At 71.5% G+C, this 14,363-nt stretch carries 16 protein-coding genes; 10 read left to right on the top strand and 6 right to left on the bottom strand.

Going from position 1 to position 14,363, the window contains the following annotated elements; all coding sequences use genetic code 11:
• Nucleotides 1–1,029 carry an NAD(P)/FAD-dependent oxidoreductase gene (locus ACF07S_RS28280; protein WP_391966386.1) on the top strand — a complete coding sequence of 343 codons (1,029 nt, stop codon included), beginning with the start codon at nt 1–3 and terminating at the stop codon, nt 1,027–1,029.
• A 641-nt stretch (nt 1,030–1,670) separates the two neighbouring features.
• Here the strand turns inward: ACF07S_RS28280 and ACF07S_RS28275 are convergent.
• Nucleotides 1,671–2,639: a LysR family transcriptional regulator gene (locus tag ACF07S_RS28275; RefSeq protein WP_391966385.1), complete on the bottom strand. Its 969-nt coding sequence runs from the start codon at nt 2,637–2,639 to the stop codon at nt 1,671–1,673.
• A gap of 104 nt (nt 2,640–2,743) precedes the next feature.
• Between ACF07S_RS28275 and ACF07S_RS28270 the strand changes: the two genes are divergently transcribed.
• The 3 genes from ACF07S_RS28270 (at nt 2,744) to bla (ending at nt 6,260) form a co-directional block, all read left to right on the top strand.
• The gene (locus ACF07S_RS28270; protein ID WP_391975476.1) at nt 2,744–3,682 is read left to right on the top strand and encodes a serine hydrolase; all 939 of its coding nucleotides are present in this window, start codon (nt 2,744–2,746) and stop codon (nt 3,680–3,682) included.
• Nucleotides 3,683–3,765: 83 nt separating this feature from the next.
• Nucleotides 3,766–4,899, top strand: coding sequence for an MBL fold metallo-hydrolase (locus ACF07S_RS28265; protein WP_391975475.1), 1,134 nt, complete (start codon nt 3,766–3,768; stop codon nt 4,897–4,899).
• Between the two features lie 347 nt (nt 4,900–5,246).
• Nucleotides 5,247–6,260, top strand: a complete 1,014-nt coding sequence (gene bla / locus ACF07S_RS28260; RefSeq protein ID WP_391966382.1) for a class A beta-lactamase — start codon at nt 5,247–5,249, stop codon at nt 6,258–6,260.
• 324 nt (nt 6,261–6,584) lie between these two features.
• Here the strand turns inward: bla and ACF07S_RS28255 are convergent, their stop codons facing one another.
• Both ACF07S_RS28255 and ACF07S_RS28250 read right to left on the bottom strand, forming a co-directional pair.
• Nucleotides 6,585–6,938: an MMPL family transporter gene (locus ACF07S_RS28255; protein ID WP_391975474.1), complete on the bottom strand. Its 354-nt coding sequence runs from the start codon at nt 6,936–6,938 to the stop codon at nt 6,585–6,587.
• A gap of 44 nt (nt 6,939–6,982) precedes the next feature.
• Nucleotides 6,983–7,111 carry a hypothetical protein gene (locus tag ACF07S_RS28250; RefSeq protein WP_391975473.1) on the bottom strand — a complete coding sequence of 43 codons (129 nt, stop codon included), beginning with the start codon at nt 7,109–7,111 and terminating at the stop codon, nt 6,983–6,985.
• Nucleotides 7,112–7,237: 126 nt separating this feature from the next.
• Between ACF07S_RS28250 and ACF07S_RS28245 the strand changes: the two genes are divergently transcribed.
• A complete protein-coding gene (locus tag ACF07S_RS28245) occupies nt 7,238–7,684 on the top strand; it encodes a hypothetical protein (RefSeq protein WP_391975472.1) in 447 nt (148 codons plus the stop codon).
• A 187-nt stretch (nt 7,685–7,871) separates the two neighbouring features.
• Here the strand turns inward: ACF07S_RS28245 and ACF07S_RS28240 are convergent, their stop codons facing one another.
• Nucleotides 7,872–8,033 (bottom strand): hypothetical protein, encoded by a 162-nt coding sequence (locus tag ACF07S_RS28240; RefSeq protein WP_391975471.1) that lies wholly within the window; start codon nt 8,031–8,033, stop codon nt 7,872–7,874.
• 235 nt (nt 8,034–8,268) lie between these two features.
• Complete coding sequence (locus ACF07S_RS28235; protein WP_391966378.1) at nt 8,269–8,598, bottom strand: STAS domain-containing protein; 330 nt, start codon at nt 8,596–8,598, stop codon at nt 8,269–8,271.
• Nucleotides 8,599–8,833: 235 nt separating this feature from the next.
• Between ACF07S_RS28235 and ACF07S_RS28230 the strand changes: the two genes are divergently transcribed.
• On the top strand, nt 8,834–9,274 hold the full coding sequence (locus ACF07S_RS28230; protein WP_391975512.1) for an ATP-binding protein: 441 nt from the start codon (nt 8,834–8,836) through the stop codon (nt 9,272–9,274).
• Between the two features lie 104 nt (nt 9,275–9,378).
• Entirely contained in the window at nt 9,379–9,582 is a 204-nt protein-coding gene (locus ACF07S_RS28225) for a hypothetical protein (RefSeq protein ID WP_391966377.1), read from the top strand.
• A 251-nt stretch (nt 9,583–9,833) separates the two neighbouring features.
• On the opposite strand, the gene ACF07S_RS28220 is transcribed toward ACF07S_RS28225, so the two are convergent.
• Nucleotides 9,834–9,965: a hypothetical protein gene (locus ACF07S_RS28220; protein WP_391975470.1), complete on the bottom strand. Its 132-nt coding sequence runs from the start codon at nt 9,963–9,965 to the stop codon at nt 9,834–9,836.
• 415 nt (nt 9,966–10,380) lie between these two features.
• On the opposite strand from ACF07S_RS28220, the gene ACF07S_RS28215 reads away from it, so the two are divergent.
• From ACF07S_RS28215 to ACF07S_RS28205, 3 genes are read left to right on the top strand one after another with little or no spacing between them, the layout of a single operon-like run.
• Nucleotides 10,381–11,487 carry a hypothetical protein gene (locus ACF07S_RS28215; protein WP_391975469.1) on the top strand — a complete coding sequence of 369 codons (1,107 nt, stop codon included), beginning with the start codon at nt 10,381–10,383 and terminating at the stop codon, nt 11,485–11,487.
• On the top strand, nt 11,484–13,049 hold the full coding sequence (locus ACF07S_RS28210; RefSeq protein WP_391975468.1) for a substrate-binding domain-containing protein: 1,566 nt from the start codon (nt 11,484–11,486) through the stop codon (nt 13,047–13,049). Before ACF07S_RS28215 ends, ACF07S_RS28210 begins: the two co-directional genes overlap by 4 nt.
• On the top strand, nt 13,036–13,785 hold the full coding sequence (locus ACF07S_RS28205; protein WP_391966373.1) for a hypothetical protein: 750 nt from the start codon (nt 13,036–13,038) through the stop codon (nt 13,783–13,785). The genes ACF07S_RS28210 and ACF07S_RS28205 overlap by 14 nt, the downstream gene beginning before the upstream one ends.
• The last annotated feature ends 578 nt before the right edge of the window (nt 13,786–14,363 follow it).

The raw sequence follows: 14,363 nt of genomic DNA, 5'->3' as shown, positions 1-14,363 counted from the left end.
ATGGACCTGCTCGTCGTGGGCGGAGGCCCCGCGGGTCTGGCCACGGCCCTGAACGCGGCCCGGGCGGGACTGGACGCGACCGTCTGGGAGCAGCGCGCCGGCACTCTCGACAAGGCGTGCGGCGAGGGTCTGATGCCGGGGGCCGTCGCCGCCCTGGCGGCGCTCGGCGTCCACCCGCCGGGGCACGACCTGCGGGGCATCCGGTACGTCGCCGGGCCGCGACGGGCCGACGCCGACTTCCGGGCGGGTCCGGGGCGGGGGGTGCGTCGCACCGCGCTGCACGCGGCGCTGCACGAGGTGGTGCTGGCCGCGGGCGTACGGGTCGAGCGGCGCACCGTGCGCCGTGTCGAGCAGGACGAGGACGGTGTGGTGGTCGACGGCACCCGTGCCGGCCACCTCGTCGCGGCCGACGGCCTGCATTCGCCGATCCGCCGGGCCCTGGGCCTGCACCGGCCGCGTCGGTCCCACCGGCGGCACGGGCTGCGGCGCCACTACGTGCTCACCCCCTGGAGCGACCGCGTCGAGGTGCACTGGGCCCGTGACGCGGAGGCCTATGTGACCCCCGTGGCCGACAACCTCGTAGGCGTCGCCGTGCTCACCACCGGCCGCGGACCGTACGACGACCACCTCGCCGCCTTCCCCGAGTTACGGGAGCGGCTGGCCGGGGCCGGGACCGCCGGGCCGGTGCGCGGGGCGGGCCCGCTCCGCCAGGAGGCGAGTGCGCGCACCGCCGGCCGGGTGCTGCTCGTCGGCGATGCGGCCGGCTACGTCGACGCGCTGACCGGCGAGGGCATCGCACTGGCGCTCGCGCAGGCGTCGGCAGCGGTACGGGCAGTCGTCAGCGGCGATCCGGCAGCCTACGAACAGGAGTGGCGGCGGCTCACCCGGCGCTGCCGCTGGCTGACCCACGCGCTGCTCGGTGCGACGAGGGTGCCCCCCGTCCGCGCGGCACTGGTACCCGCGGCGCAGCGGCTGCCGTGGTTGTTCTCCGCGGCCGTCGACGCGCTGGCGCATCCGGCGGGGAGGTGATCCGGCGAGCGCCGGGCATCGCCGTGTCCCCCACCGAGGGCGGTACGTCGACGCGAACCCGCTCGAGGCGGCTGCCGCGCACCACGGACCGGCGCACCGGCCCCCCGCCAGGGCTGTCCACGGAGGCCGGTGACCACATCCGGCGGTGAACCGCCGGTCGCCGCCGGGCAGCGGTCCGGCGTCCGCGGTGCCGTCGAGGGCCTCATGGGTTCGCGCGGACCCGGCAGCCCGTAACCGCCGCGGCCGTCGGCGGGTGACGCGCCACCGGGAGCGCGATGTCGGTGACGGTGATCCGCGGCCGGTCGGGGCCGGTCGGGGCCGGTGTCGAGGCGGACGACGGTGCGTGCGCCCGGGCGTGGCGGCGGATGCCGGCGAGGGCGTCCCGGATCGCGCGGTGCGCGGAGATCCCGGCGTCCGGACCGTCCACACCAGGACCGCCGCCGCGACTTCCGGGGCGACGCCGTCACCCGCGACAGGGACGTCCTCCTCGAGCAGGCCGACGACGAGACCCTGCACCGCTTCGAGCTTCACGACACTCCCGGATCAGGACGCCGTCCCGCTGGGCGGACCGCTTCGGCCGTGCCTGCGCAGAGGTCCCTGCCGAACGCGGGGCACGAGGCGCGGGGCCGGTGCGCAGGTGTTCAGCCGTAGACCACCGACCACGGACGCGGGGTGTCGTCGGGTGGCCGGGCAGTGCCCTCGCGTCGTGGTGTGGCGGTGTGGTGGCGGGCCAGGACGTCGGCGGCGAGTTCGGCGAAGCGGCCGGCGGCCGGGTGGGCTCCGCGGCCGGTGGGCCAGACGCCGCTGATGCGCAGGGCGAGGGGGCGGCCCGCCAGGGGACGCCAGACGACGCGGGGTTCTCTGCGGGCCGCCGGTCCCTGGTCGAAGGCGACTCCGTGTCCTGCCGTCACGAGGGCGAGCAGGAACTCGGGGTTGGAGGCATGGCGGAGGCGGCCGGGGACGAAGCCTTCGGTGCGGCACACGTCGAGGATGCGGTCGTGCCAGCCGGGTGCGTGCGCGCGGGGGAAGAGCACCAGGTCGTGGCCGGAGAGGTCGCCGAGCGTCACTTCCGCCGACCGGGCCAGTGGTGAGGTGCGGGGGAGGACGACACCCAGGTCCAGTGAGATGCCGGGGCCGAGCCGTAGTTCGGTGGCGTCGACGGGGTGGTGCACGAGTCCGACGTCCAGGTCGCCGGAGGCCAGCAGCTGCAGTTGCTCCATGGTGGTGACCTCCCGCAGGTCGACGGAGAGCTCCGGAGCGTGTTCCGCGCAGGTGGAGAGCAGCGCGGACAGTACGGCGGCCGTGGTGTCGGGCGGCACGCCCGCGCGCAGGGTGCCGAGGCCGCCGTCGGCGGCGCGGCGGGCCAGGGCGCGCAGCCGCTTCTCCCGGGCGAGGAGTTCGTGTGCCTCTTCCAGCAGCGCCGCTCCGGCGGCGCTGAGCCGGACGCCGCGCTGGGAGCGGTCGAACAGTTCGGCTCCGAGTTCCTTCTCCAGCCGGCGGATCGCCTGGCTGAGCGGTGGCTGGGCCATGCCCAGTCGCTCGGCGGCCCGGCTGAAGTGCAGCTCGTCGGCTACGGTGACGAAAAGACGCAGGTGGCGCAGGAGATCCACGATCAATGATCCTATGCGGAAGCCGCCGTGAGGGGGATGGACCGGCCGGCCGACGGCAAGCCGGCCGGTTGACGGGGAACGCCGATATCCAAGGATGAGCAGTAATGAGCACGCGGACAACGACCGAAGACCGGATCCGGCAGATCTTCGCCGAGGCGGGCGCGAGGGGGCAGGTGCACGCCGTTCCCGTCCGCGCGGGCACGCCGGCCGCCGGGGAGACCGACGGCGCGCGGGGTGTCCGTGAGATCGCCGTGGGCGCCGATGACGCCGTCGTCATCGCTTCGATCTTCAAGATACTGCTGGTGCTGGAGTTCGCCCGGCAGGCCGTGGCCGGCCAGCTCGATCCGAGGGAGCGGGTGCGGGTGACCTCGGCCGACCGGCTCGGCGGCTGGGGCACCGCCGGCTGCCTGGACGACGTCGAGCTGTCATTGCGCGACCTGGCCTACTTCACGATGGCGGTCAGCGACAACTCGGCTGCCGACCTGCTGCTGGACCGCGTCGGCCTGGACACCGTGAGACTGCTCGCGAAGGAACTCGGCCTGGACCGGACGCGCGTCGTGGGCGGCCCGCGGGACCTGCTGGAGTCGATGCTCGCGGAGGCCGGGGCACGCGACGAGAGGGAGTTCGCCGTGCGCTACCCGGCTCTGCCGGACGAGAGGAAGAGACGGCTGGCGGTACTGGACCCCCGGCACACCACGGCCAGCACGCCCCGGGAGATCACACGGCTGCTCCGGCTCGTCTGGACCGATGCCGCGGGCCCGCCGGAAGCCTGTGCGCTCGTGCGCGACCTGATGGGCAAACAGGTCTTCCGTCACCGGCTGGTGTCGGGTTTCCCGGACGACGTCGCGGTCGCGGCCAAGACCGGGACTCTGCCCGGGCTGCACATGGAGGCGGGCGTCGCCCGTTACCCGGACGGCGAGTGCTACGCCGTCGCCGTGTTCGCACGCACGCACGATCTGACCGCCTCCCGTGCCACGGTGGATGCGGCGATCGGCCGGGCCGCCGGAATCGCGGCCGCTTTCCTCCGCGCCGGCGGCCGCTGACCGGGGCACATATGCGTTCGCGTATCGGAAGGGCCGGACTCCGGTCTTGGACACGGGACTTCGTCCCTTGATCTGCTGACGCCATGACCCAGGACATGCACGCCTCGGACAGACCAGACGTCCCCTCCGGCCGCGGGCCCGATCGCCGTACGGTGCTACGGGGCGCCGCGCTCGGTGCGGCGTCCCCGCTGATCCCGGCCGCGGCAGCCACGGCAGCCACGGCGTCCGCGACCGCCGGCCGCGACCGGGGCGGTGACCGGGCCGCCCGTTCCGTGTCGTTCCGCTGGCTCGGCACCGCGGGCTGGCGCATCGACGTGGGCGGCCGCACCGTGCTCTTCGATCCCTACCTCACCCGTTTTCCCACCGGTCTGTTCGACGGCGGCCTCGACCCGAAGACCGAGCTGAAAACGGATCCCACCGTCGTGGACGCGCACATCGGCCGTCCCGAACTGGTGCTGGTGAGCCACTCCCACTGGGACCACCTCGGTGACGTGCCGTACATCGCCAAGACCACCGGCGCCCGCGTCATCGGCACCGAGACCACGTACCACCTGCTCACCGCTCTCGGAGTCGCCCCGGAACAGATCTCCGTGGTGAAGGGCGGCGAGGTACTGGACATCGGCACGATCACCGTCGAGGTCGTACCCAGCCTGCACAGCCGCAACAAGAACTGCGCGTACTTCGCCCCGGGCACGCTGAACGCCCCGCCCAAGGCGGTGCCCAGCACCATCGCGGACCTGCCCGAGGGCGACACCCTGGCCTTCCGGATCACGGCCGGGGAGCACGGCCCGTCGGCATTCCTCATGGGGGCCAGCGACTTCGCCGAGCGGGCGGTGCAGGGCCTGCGCCCCGACCTCGCGATGATCGCCGTGCCCACCGCCGCTACCACCACCCACCGCTACGTGCCCCGGCTGCTGAGCGCCCTGGACGCCCCCGGTGTCGTCGTCCCCGTCCACTGGGACAACTTCGAGTTGCCGCTGAGCGGTTCCCCGGTCCGCGACCCGGCGATGGACCTCGACGCCTTCCTCGCCCAGGTCGCGAAGGAGTCTCCGGCCACCCGGATCGTCGTCCCGGACTACCGCACCGTGTACGACGGCGAGATGCGGCCCGCAAGCCGGTGGACGAGGCCCGCCGAGCCGGTTCGGAGCCGTTGGCCCGGCCGGGGCCGTTCTCGTACGGCCCATGGGCCGGCCGGCGGCGGTCCCGCCGACCGGTGACCACCTGCCGCCAAGGATCACGAACGCCCCGCGCGCCGTGACGCGGGCGGCCGTTGCCGAATCCGGGGCGTGCGCGTCCAGGACGGCCACCGCCTCGCCGGCGCAGCGTGCCACTGTGGCGCTTCCGGTGCCCGAAGCCCTTCACGAGCCGGACGACGCTCCACCGCGCACCGGCGGGCCCGGCCCTGTCGGCGCCGGCTCATCCGCGTCGCGGCCCCGCCCGTGCCGGGGCCGCAACGCGTCCTCGGCGCCGCTCGGCTCGGATGGTCATCGGCAGCCATGCCGATATGACGAATATTCACTGTTGATATTGGACACTCCTGATGATCCCTGGTCTCCTCTCCGGCATGAGACGAACACTCCGACTGCGATCAGCGCTCACGGCGTTGACCGCTTCGGCGCTGCTGGGCGGCCTTGCCTGTGCGGCGGGTACCGCCACCGGCGCCGCCTCCGGCGCGGGCGCCACCGGCGACACGAGCGCCGCCGGTGAGACGATCACCTCAGGCGTCGCATCCCGGGCGCAGGACGACGCCTCCTCCGCCTCCGGTCTGACCAAGACGCTGCAGGCACTCGAGAAGTCCTACGACGGGCGGATCGGCGCGGTGGGCATCGACCTGGGGACCGGCCGGACGGTCGGGTACCGGGCCGACGAGCGTTTTCCGTTCAACTCCTCGTTCAAGGTGTTCGCGTGCGCGGCGGTGCTGGACAGGGCGCGTACCGGTGAGCCGGGGCTGATGGACCGGCTGGTGCGCTGGAAGCCCGCCGACATGGCCGGATTGACCGCGAACTCTCCGGAAACCACCGAGTACACCGACACCGGGATGACGTTCGCGCAGCTGTGCCGTGCCGGGATCACCAAGTCCGACGGGTTCGCGGGCAACATGCTCCTGGAACAGATCGGCGGGCCGCGCGGACTGACCGCGTTCTTCCGCGCCGTCGGTGACCGGACAAGCCGCCTGGACCGGCCGGAACCCTGGCTGACCGAGTGGGAACCCGGCGAAGTGCGGGACACCACCACCCCCGCGGCGGCGGCGCGGACCTTCACCGAACTCACCACCGGTGACACCCTTCAGGCCGGCGACCGGGCGCGGCTGGTCGGCTGGCTGAAGGCCGGCCTCACCGGCGCCGACCGGATCAAGGCGGGACTCCCGAAGGACTGGACGACCGGCGACAAAACCGGCACCGGCGGCGCGAGCAACCACGGCACCGCCAACGACCTGGCGATCGTCTGGCCACCCGGATCGGACGCGCCGCTCGTCCTGTCGGTGTTCACCAACCGCAGCCACGACAACACCGCACACGACGACAAGGTGATCGCATCCGCCGCCACCGCACTGGCCACGGCCCTCGGCAGACTCTGACCGGTCACTGGCCCAGCACATGGTCGGTGCAACAGGGATGCACGGAGGATGACGTCCGGTGCGTGCCGGGCCGGACCGGTGCGGACTTGAGGTACGTCCTCGGCGAAGCGGACGTCGAACCCCGCGAACTCCAGGGCCGAGGCCATCAGGTCGCGGATGCTGACGTCGTCCTCGACGACGAGGACCGTGTCCGGGGAGTTCACAGGGAGACGTCCTGCTCGGTTCTGGCGGGGCCCGCTCCGCGGTTGGACGCCGGGTCGCGATCCAGGTGCGCCTTTTCAACATCCACACGGGCAGTCACTTGTCCAGCCACCGCGGCAGCCACTACGCCCCGTGACCGAGCAGCGTCAGAACTGCCGGGACCAGGGTCATGCCGACGAGGAAGGCGCCGATGAAGACGTCCCCAGCCAGGGCCAGCGCCAGGGCGATCGGCATGAGGGCGGGATCCTGCTCGGGCAGGAAACCCGTGAAGACGGCCACCATGATCAGCGCGGCGGCGGTCACCACTCGGCCGGCGTGCCGGGTTCCTTCGATGATCGCGGTGCGGGGCTGTCGACCGTGTACGTACTCCTCCCGTATCGCGGAGACCGTGAAGACCTCGTGGTCCATGGCCGGACCGAACAGGACGGCCGTCACGACGATGGGAACGAAGCCGGAGACGGGGCCCGTGGACGGCACACCGAGTCGGTCGGCGGATCACCCCCGCTGGAAGACGGCGACGATCACGCCGGATGAGCACCGCCCTGGGAGTATTCGGCGGGGCTGACGCGCGCAACGCCGTCCATCCCGGCCACCTCGTTCACGATCTCCTCGCCGATGACCGGCAGGGGCCCCGGCGGTGCGTCGCTCACGAGAACCACCAACGGACCGTTGGCTCCGGGGCCGAAGGCGACGACTGATTCTGAGAGGATCCTGGCGTGTTCGACTTCGGGATCGAAAGCTACCGGCCTCAATGGCTCAACGGTCGCTCCGCGGTCGTGGCAGGCCACGGTCAGCGACTGCGTGCGCTCATCGGCCGCCCGTTGACCCATGCCTGGCTGGTCTGGGACGTTCAGGGCAGCGAGTGGTTCTCCGACTGCCCAGTCCTGCTCGACTTCACCGGAGAACAGGTTGAGATCAACCACGCGAAGTTCGACGACCTCTCGATCACCTGGAACACGGTCGACCCCCACCAGCCGGTCCAGTGGCCCGGCTTCGATCTCCAGTGGCGTCACGGCACGCGCCCCGAACTGCACGCCCTGCGGGGCCAGGTTCTTCAGGACGTCGAGCTCCTCGAATGGACCGGGAGTGACATGGCCCAGGGAACAGTCGCCGTCAGCTTCTGCTTCCCCCACAGCCGGCTGACCGTCCTCAACGCCCTCGACGGGAACGGGCTGACCTTCGGGCCAGTGGAGTCGCGCTACCAGCGTCACTCACTGCGTTAGAGCACCCGCCCGGAAACCGGGCACCCTCACGTGTGCCGAGGCCCCGGGACCGGTTCCGATCAGCAGATCACGATCTACGGCCGGAGCGCCACGCCCAGTACCAGATGTCATTGCCGCCTGAATAACGAGGGGCGGTCCCCTCGGCCGAGAGGACCGCCCCTCTGCTCACCCCTGGCGCAACGATTCCTCAGCGCGTCCCGACGGAGTGGGCGTAGTCGATCTCGGAGGTGGTGCCGAGCCTGGTCTCACCAGGTCCGACGCAGCGGTACTGCTCGTCGGTGTCCCAGTCGATCGGAATGACCGAGAGGCCGCCGGGACGGCCGGCCGCGAACGACACCGCCCGCCGCATGCTCCGACCACCCACGATGCGGGCCGGTTGACGAAGCCGTCGCCCGCTCGGCGCGCGGGACTCTCCTGCGCCGGGTTCCTCGCCGAGCTGCTGTGACGCGGTGCGACGGCCGCGGCGTGCTGTGGCTGCGGAAGACAACCGGGGCGACTCAACCCTGGCCAGGGCGGGTAACAGCCGCCCCACCGCTGGTCACGGCGTTCCAGAGATCGCGCGCTGTGCCCGTGCTGCGGGTGGGTCAACCGGCCAGAGCGTGGCACACCGTGGGGTGGCAGTCGATGACGGTGTCGATGCCGACCAGTTCGATGATGCGCAGTACGGGGCCGTGCGCGCCGGCCAACTGCAGCCGGCCGCCGGTCTCGGTGAGGGCTTGGTGGGCGGCGACGAGGACGTTGATGCCACTGGAGTCCATGAACGACACACCGGTGAGGTCGAGCACGGTGCGAACTCCTGGGGCGTCCTGGGAGGGGACCAGTTCCTCGTGGAGCGACTCACGGTGGGTGTGGTCGATTTCGCCGTGCGCGGTGACGATGCGGACACCGTCGACGGTATCAGTGCCGATCGACATGTGGCCTGATCCTGCTGTGTGAGTGTTTGTCACGGTTCCTCAACTGCGCTCGTCGGGTCGAGCTCGGGTAAGCGCGTGCACCTGCAGCCTGCCATGGGAGTCAAGGGCATCCACGCGTAGGGTCTCTCCCCGGGAACGGACGGTGCGTGTGGGGCGTCATCGCGGGTACACACGCACAGGTAACGGGGGAGCGGCAGTGGACGCAGAGGAGTGGGCACCGGGAGGCGGGGGCGTGATGCCCGGCTTCCTGCAGGACATCGTCGCCCTGGACGGCGACGACTCGTGCATCGCCCGGGCCCGCCACCGCGCGGCGGACTTTCTCACCCGCGTCCAGACCGAGCACGGCGTCCCGGTCTCCGCCCGCGCGATGGACCTGACCCAGCTGGTCGTCAGCGAACTGGTCACCAACGTCCGCAAGTACGCGCCGGGCCCGGCGACGATGGAGCTGCGAATCGCCGCCGACCTGGTGGAGGTCGTGGTGTGGGACAGCAACCCGGTCCTGCCGGTGGCCCGGCCCGCGGACGCGGGCCGGGTCGGCCAGCACGGCCTGGAGATCGTCATGGCCGTCTCCCAGGGCTTCGAAGTCCAGCGCGAGCCGGTCGGCAAACGCGTCACCGCCCGCATCGCCCTCCTCGACGACCCCGGCGGCACGCCCCGGGGACGCACCCCTTTGTGAGGACACCCGAGAGCAACAGGCACAGCACCTTCACACCAGCGCGCCGTCGCCGGAACGGACACGGGCACCCGTGCACAGGCCACCTGCCGTGAAGGGGGAAACCGGTGATCCTGACCGCGTGCCTGCTGCTGCCCGTCATGGCAGCACTGCTGTACACCACAAGCCGCATCGAGGAATGGCTCAGCCGCACCGCACAGCCACCCCGCCACGCCCGTCACCGGCACCTGCACCTGATTCCCGGCGGCAGGCAAGGACACGGCACGCGCCCCACGCACGGCCGGCGTCACCGGCGGCTTGACGCAGCCTGACCACGAGCCGAGCCCGAGCACCCGGCACGTCACCGTCACCGCCACCAGGGCATCGGCGCCGGCCGGCCCACGGACGAGCGGGTACGTCATCTTGCCGGCGGGTTCGCCTGCGACGGACACGCAGCAGCCTTCCGGAGCACCTCGTCCTCCTGCTCCGGCATCCGGATGCGCTTGCGGGCCTCGCGCAGCCCGGCCGACTCGCTGGACGTCGTCGCGGGCCCGGCGTCCTCGTCGATCTCCGTGTGACGCGGTCACTTGGTCGACGGCGGGGCCGGGTGGACCCCGAAGCCGGCGGCGGCCTGTTCCAGGGTGACGCCGGGCTCCCGGTTGCGCGCGACCCTCACGGCGTCCTCGCGGAACTCCTTGGGGTACGGCTTGGGCATTGCTCCATCCGTCCAGCCCGCCTGACGGCGAGCCAGGTCAGATGTCACCCAACCCTGCAGCAGTCCCTCCCTTACGAGTTCCAAGGAGGCTTCCGACGGACGACGGCGTCCGCGCACGTGATCTGCTCAGTCGTCGGATCCCTCGGTCTGCCGTGCTACCGGCCTTCGTCGCGCGTTTTCCGCTGCATTCAGCCGACGTTCCCGGAAGGGTTGTTCGGGGTACACCGCCATCACCGACGATCCTGGCCCGGCCATACGAGGAGAACGCAGGTGTCACGGGGGGAGAACGCAGGTGCCCGCGAACAGACCCGCTACCGAAGAGCCACGGTTAACCGTCACCAGGCCCCCGCGCCGCCACCTGCGTAGAGCGCTGGCAGTTGCGCTGCCCGTCCCGGTCATCGGGCTGGTCCTGCTCGTGGCCTCCGGGAACCTGCTGCTGCCGGTGCGGCCGGTGGTCACCATCGAGGCCAAGATGGCCTCCAAGAGAGACTTCTTCCAGGACCCCGAAGTCGAGCGGCTGCTCATGAAGCACGGCTTCCGCGTGCACATCACCAGCATGGGCTCGCGTGAGATCGCCAAGCAGAACTACGACGGATACGACGTCGTCTTCCCCTCCGGCCAGCCGGCCGCCGACCTGATCAGCCGGGAGCGCGCCCGGGCGAACCGTCCGGTGCTGCTGTACCGCCCGTTCATCAGCCCCATCGTGCTGGCCACCTACCGGGATTACGCCGAGGTGCTCGCGACGGAAGGCGTCGCAGAGCGCCTGCCGGGCTCGGGCGGCCCGCCGATGTACTACACCCTCGACATGCGGAAGTTCCTCGATCTCGCGCGCGGCAAGAGGAAGGGCGTCCAGCGTGATCCAGAGGACGGCTACCGCTGGGACGAGATCGACGACAAGAACCACGTCCGCAACGGCAACAAGATCCTCGCTCAGACCTCGGACATCTGCGAGGCCAACTCCGCCGGTACCTACCTCGGACTCGTGGCCTTCGTCGAGCACGGGAACGACGCACCGGACAGCGAGGCCGAGGCCGAGCAACTCGCCCGGAGGATCAAGCCGCTCCTCGTCGAACAGGGCCTGCCGTCCTCCGAACGGGCCGACACGTATCTGTCCCCCGACGGGCAGGGCATCGCCCCGATCTCGGTGATCTACGAGCACCAGTTCCTCGCCCACCAGCTACGGCACGAGGCACACAAGGACGAGACCGACGACGAGCGCGTGCTGCTCTACCCGTCCACGCGCTTCGTCACCGAACCCCAACTCGTCGCGCTGACCGGCGACGGCGCGCGCCTCGGCGAACTGGTCAGCGAGGACCCCGAACTCCAGCACCGCGCCATGGAGCTGGGCTTCCGGACCCGCGGCGCCGGCAGCGACGAGCTCACCCGGTTCCTCATCGAGCGGCAGATCCCGGTGCCCACCACCTCCTCCGACGACACCCGCGCGGTCCTGCCCAGCCTGCCCCTGCTGGAGAAGATGATCGAGATCGTCGGCGATTGCCCGGACCGGACGGACGGCCCGTGAGACGCGGCGCGGGCCTGCCGGCGCTCTGCCTGGCGCTCGTCGCCACCTTCCTCACCGCCTGCTCGGGTGACGACGGCGACGACGCGGTCCGGCTGCGCGTCCTCGCCAGCCCCGACCTCGCCGTACTGGGACCGTTGCTGGGCGAGTTGAAAGACGAGACCGGCGTCGACCTGCGCCTGGACCACCGGGCTGACGCCGAGACGAAAACCCCGGACCGCGACCGGTACGACCTCGCGTGGCTGTCCTCCGACCGCTATCTGCGTCTCACCGACAGATATGCGATCCGGGGACTGCAGCGCACGGTCACCATGACGTCCCCCGCCGTCATCGGCCTGAAGCCGGATGTGGCACGCGAGCTTCGTGCCCGAGTGCCCGGCTCCCGGCTCACCTGGGCGGACATCGCGGACGCTGCCGCCACCGGCACCGTCCGCTTCGGCATGGCCGACCCCCGGCACGCCGGCAGCGGTCTCGCCGCCCTCGTGGGCGTCGCCACCGCCGCGGCCGGCACCGGAGCCGCGCTGCGCCCCGAGGACGTCTCGTGCGACCGGCTGCGCGGCTTCCGCGCCGGCCAGGCCCTCACCGCCGACACCGGCCCCGCCCTCGTCGACACCTACGTCCACCACCAGGACGAGGTCAACGCCCTCATCACGTACGAGTCCGATCTGCTCGCCCTCAACGCCTCCGGCCGCCTCGACGACCGTCTGGAGGTCGTCCGCCCCGAGGACGGCATGGTCCTGGCGGACTTCCCGCTGCTCCTGCTGAATCCGGCCCACCGCGCCGCGTACGACAAGGTCACGCGGTGGCTACGGCGCGAATCGGTGCAGCGGCAGATCATGCGGCACACGCTGCGCCGCCCCGTGAACACGACGGTCACCCGGGACGCGCGGCTGCGCGAGCCGGTCGGCAACGCGCTCTTCTACCCCGGCCAGCCGGCCGTCGTCGACACGCTGCTGGCGGACTACGGCGACCCCGACCACCGCACCACGAGCCGGGTGGTCTTCCTGCTCGACTTCTCCGGCTCAATGCGCGGCGCCCGGATGGCCGCCCTGCGCGAGGCCTTCGCCGGACTCAGCGGCGCTGACCCCTCCGCCTCCGGAAAGTTCACCCGCTTCTACCGGGGCGAGCGACTGACCGTCGTCCGGTTCGGCGGCCGGGTGCTGGAGCAGAAGACCGTCACCGTCACCGGCCCGGAGGATTTGACGGCCCTCTCCGGCACCGTCACCCGGGGCGGCTACGGCGACGCCACCGCAGTATGGTCCGCCCTCGACCACGGCTACCGCACCGCCGCCCGTGAACTGGCCGCCGACCCCGACCGCTCCGTCTCACTCGTCCTGATGACGGACGGCGAGAACAACGCGGGCCTGTCCTACGCTGACTTCGTACGCCGCCACAAGGCGCTGCCCGCCGTCGTGCGCGCCGCCGTCCCCACCTACCCCGTCCACTTCGGCGAGGCTGACGCAGGCGAGCTGCGGCGCGCGGCGGCGAGGACGGGCGGACGGATGGTGAATGCCGCCGACTCGTCCCTTTCCGAGGCATTCAAGGAGATCCGTGGCTGTCACTGACGCACTGTGGTGGAGCCTTTGGTGGCCGTGGATGACCGTCTGGCTGGTCACGGCCGTCGGCGCGGTGGTGCTCGCGGTGATCCTGGTGCGCCATGCCCGGGAGCGGCGCAGGTACCTGCGCCGCTGGCAGTCGGCGTACAGCATCTGCCTGTACCTCGACGAGCAGGCCGTGATGGACCTGTACGAGCTCGGCAACTATCGGTCCGCGCTGGAGGAGGCCGTCGAGCTGCGGACGAAGGTCGACACGAGTGTCGGCTTCTGGAGCCGGGTGCTGACGTGGCTGTTCCGGTTCCGGCTGAAGCGGGACGTCAGCCAGGAGACGTTCCGCAAGTTCGTGCGCAAGGACAAACCGATCAACGTGATCGGTGTGGTCATGGAGGCCTTCGACCGGGCCGACGCCATCGTCCACGCCGACCTGACCACGCTGACGGTCGTCCCGAACCGGAACCTCGCCGACAACCTGGCCGACGGCCGTGCGGTGACCCTGAGCCGCATCGGCGAATTCGTCTCGGTCAAAGGCGTGTTCTCGCGCGTGCCGGACGTGACGGAGGGATTCGTCCTGCGGGCCGAGTACGGTGAGGAGCAGCCCCCGGTCCACATGCGCGTCGTAGCCCCCGGAAACGCTCGCCGCTCCATCCCGGACGGCACGTTCACGGCCCGCTGCCTCGGCAAGATGACCGGCTGGCGCGAGGAAACCCGCGAAGTGACGCTGGAAGCGATCGCGATCTTCTGGTGACCACCGCCGCTCAGGCGGCAGCCGCCCTCCGACGCGAGGGCGGGCATGTGCGCGTTGCATCGAGGCGCGGACCTCGCGGGCGAACCCGGGCCGGGTCGCGCAGCGCCGCCAAGGTGACCCAGGTGCCGGGCATGAACCGCCGGGGTGCCGACGTCGCCTTCTTCCCCGAGCAGTGGGGCGGGCCGCATTGCGAGGGCCGGTGGCCGCCTTCCTGAGGGCCGGATCCGGGACCAGAGGCCGCTGCCCCTGGCCGTCTGACCGGATGCGCCCGCCGGGGCCGGCCCGCCCGGGCCGGCCCCGACGTCATGCCGCGAGATTCCTGGATGATGCACGCTCTCCGGTACACGGGACGACGAACGGCTCGTCCAGCACTCCAGGACGGTGATCACTTGAGCCGCGGGCCCGCACGGAGCTGAGTGGCAGCTTTCACTCCTCATGTGATGCACCGAGATCGCGGTGCATAGCGGTTCTCATGGTTCGGAGCATCTCCCAGACCTCGTAGCGGGCCTGTGCCGCAGTCTCCATCGTTTACCTGGCTCGGGGACATTGGGGGATCCGGTCCTCAAGTGCCTGTTTCC

The organism is Streptomyces sp. NPDC016640 (genome assembly GCF_043076215.1).
Classification (GTDB): domain Bacteria; phylum Actinomycetota; class Actinomycetes; order Streptomycetales; family Streptomycetaceae; genus Streptomyces.
The sequence above is the reverse complement of the archived record's forward strand: the minus strand, read 5'-3'. Positions and strand labels throughout refer to the sequence as shown.

What these genes read in the sequence shown, in the direction of transcription:
- ACF07S_RS28280 (WP_391966386.1), top strand. Translation starts at nt 1, where the DNA reads ATGGACCTGCTCGTCGTGGGCGGAGGCCCCGCGGGTCTGGCCACGGCC.
- ACF07S_RS28270 (WP_391975476.1), top strand. Translation starts at nt 2,744, where the DNA reads ATGAGCACGCGGACAACGACCGAAGACCGGATCCGGCAGATCTTCGCC.
- ACF07S_RS28265 (WP_391975475.1), top strand. Translation starts at nt 3,766, where the DNA reads ATGACCCAGGACATGCACGCCTCGGACAGACCAGACGTCCCCTCCGGC.
- bla (WP_391966382.1), top strand. Translation starts at nt 5,247, where the DNA reads ATGAGACGAACACTCCGACTGCGATCAGCGCTCACGGCGTTGACCGCT.
- ACF07S_RS28240 (WP_391975471.1), bottom strand. Translation starts at nt 8,033, where the DNA reads ATGCGGCGGGCGGTGTCGTTCGCGGCCGGCCGTCCCGGCGGCCTCTCG.
- ACF07S_RS28235 (WP_391966378.1), bottom strand. Translation starts at nt 8,598, where the DNA reads ATGTCGATCGGCACTGATACCGTCGACGGTGTCCGCATCGTCACCGCG.
- ACF07S_RS28230 (WP_391975512.1), top strand. Translation starts at nt 8,834, where the DNA reads ATGCCCGGCTTCCTGCAGGACATCGTCGCCCTGGACGGCGACGACTCG.
- ACF07S_RS28220 (WP_391975470.1), bottom strand. Translation starts at nt 9,965, where the DNA reads ATGCCCAAGCCGTACCCCAAGGAGTTCCGCGAGGACGCCGTGAGGGTC.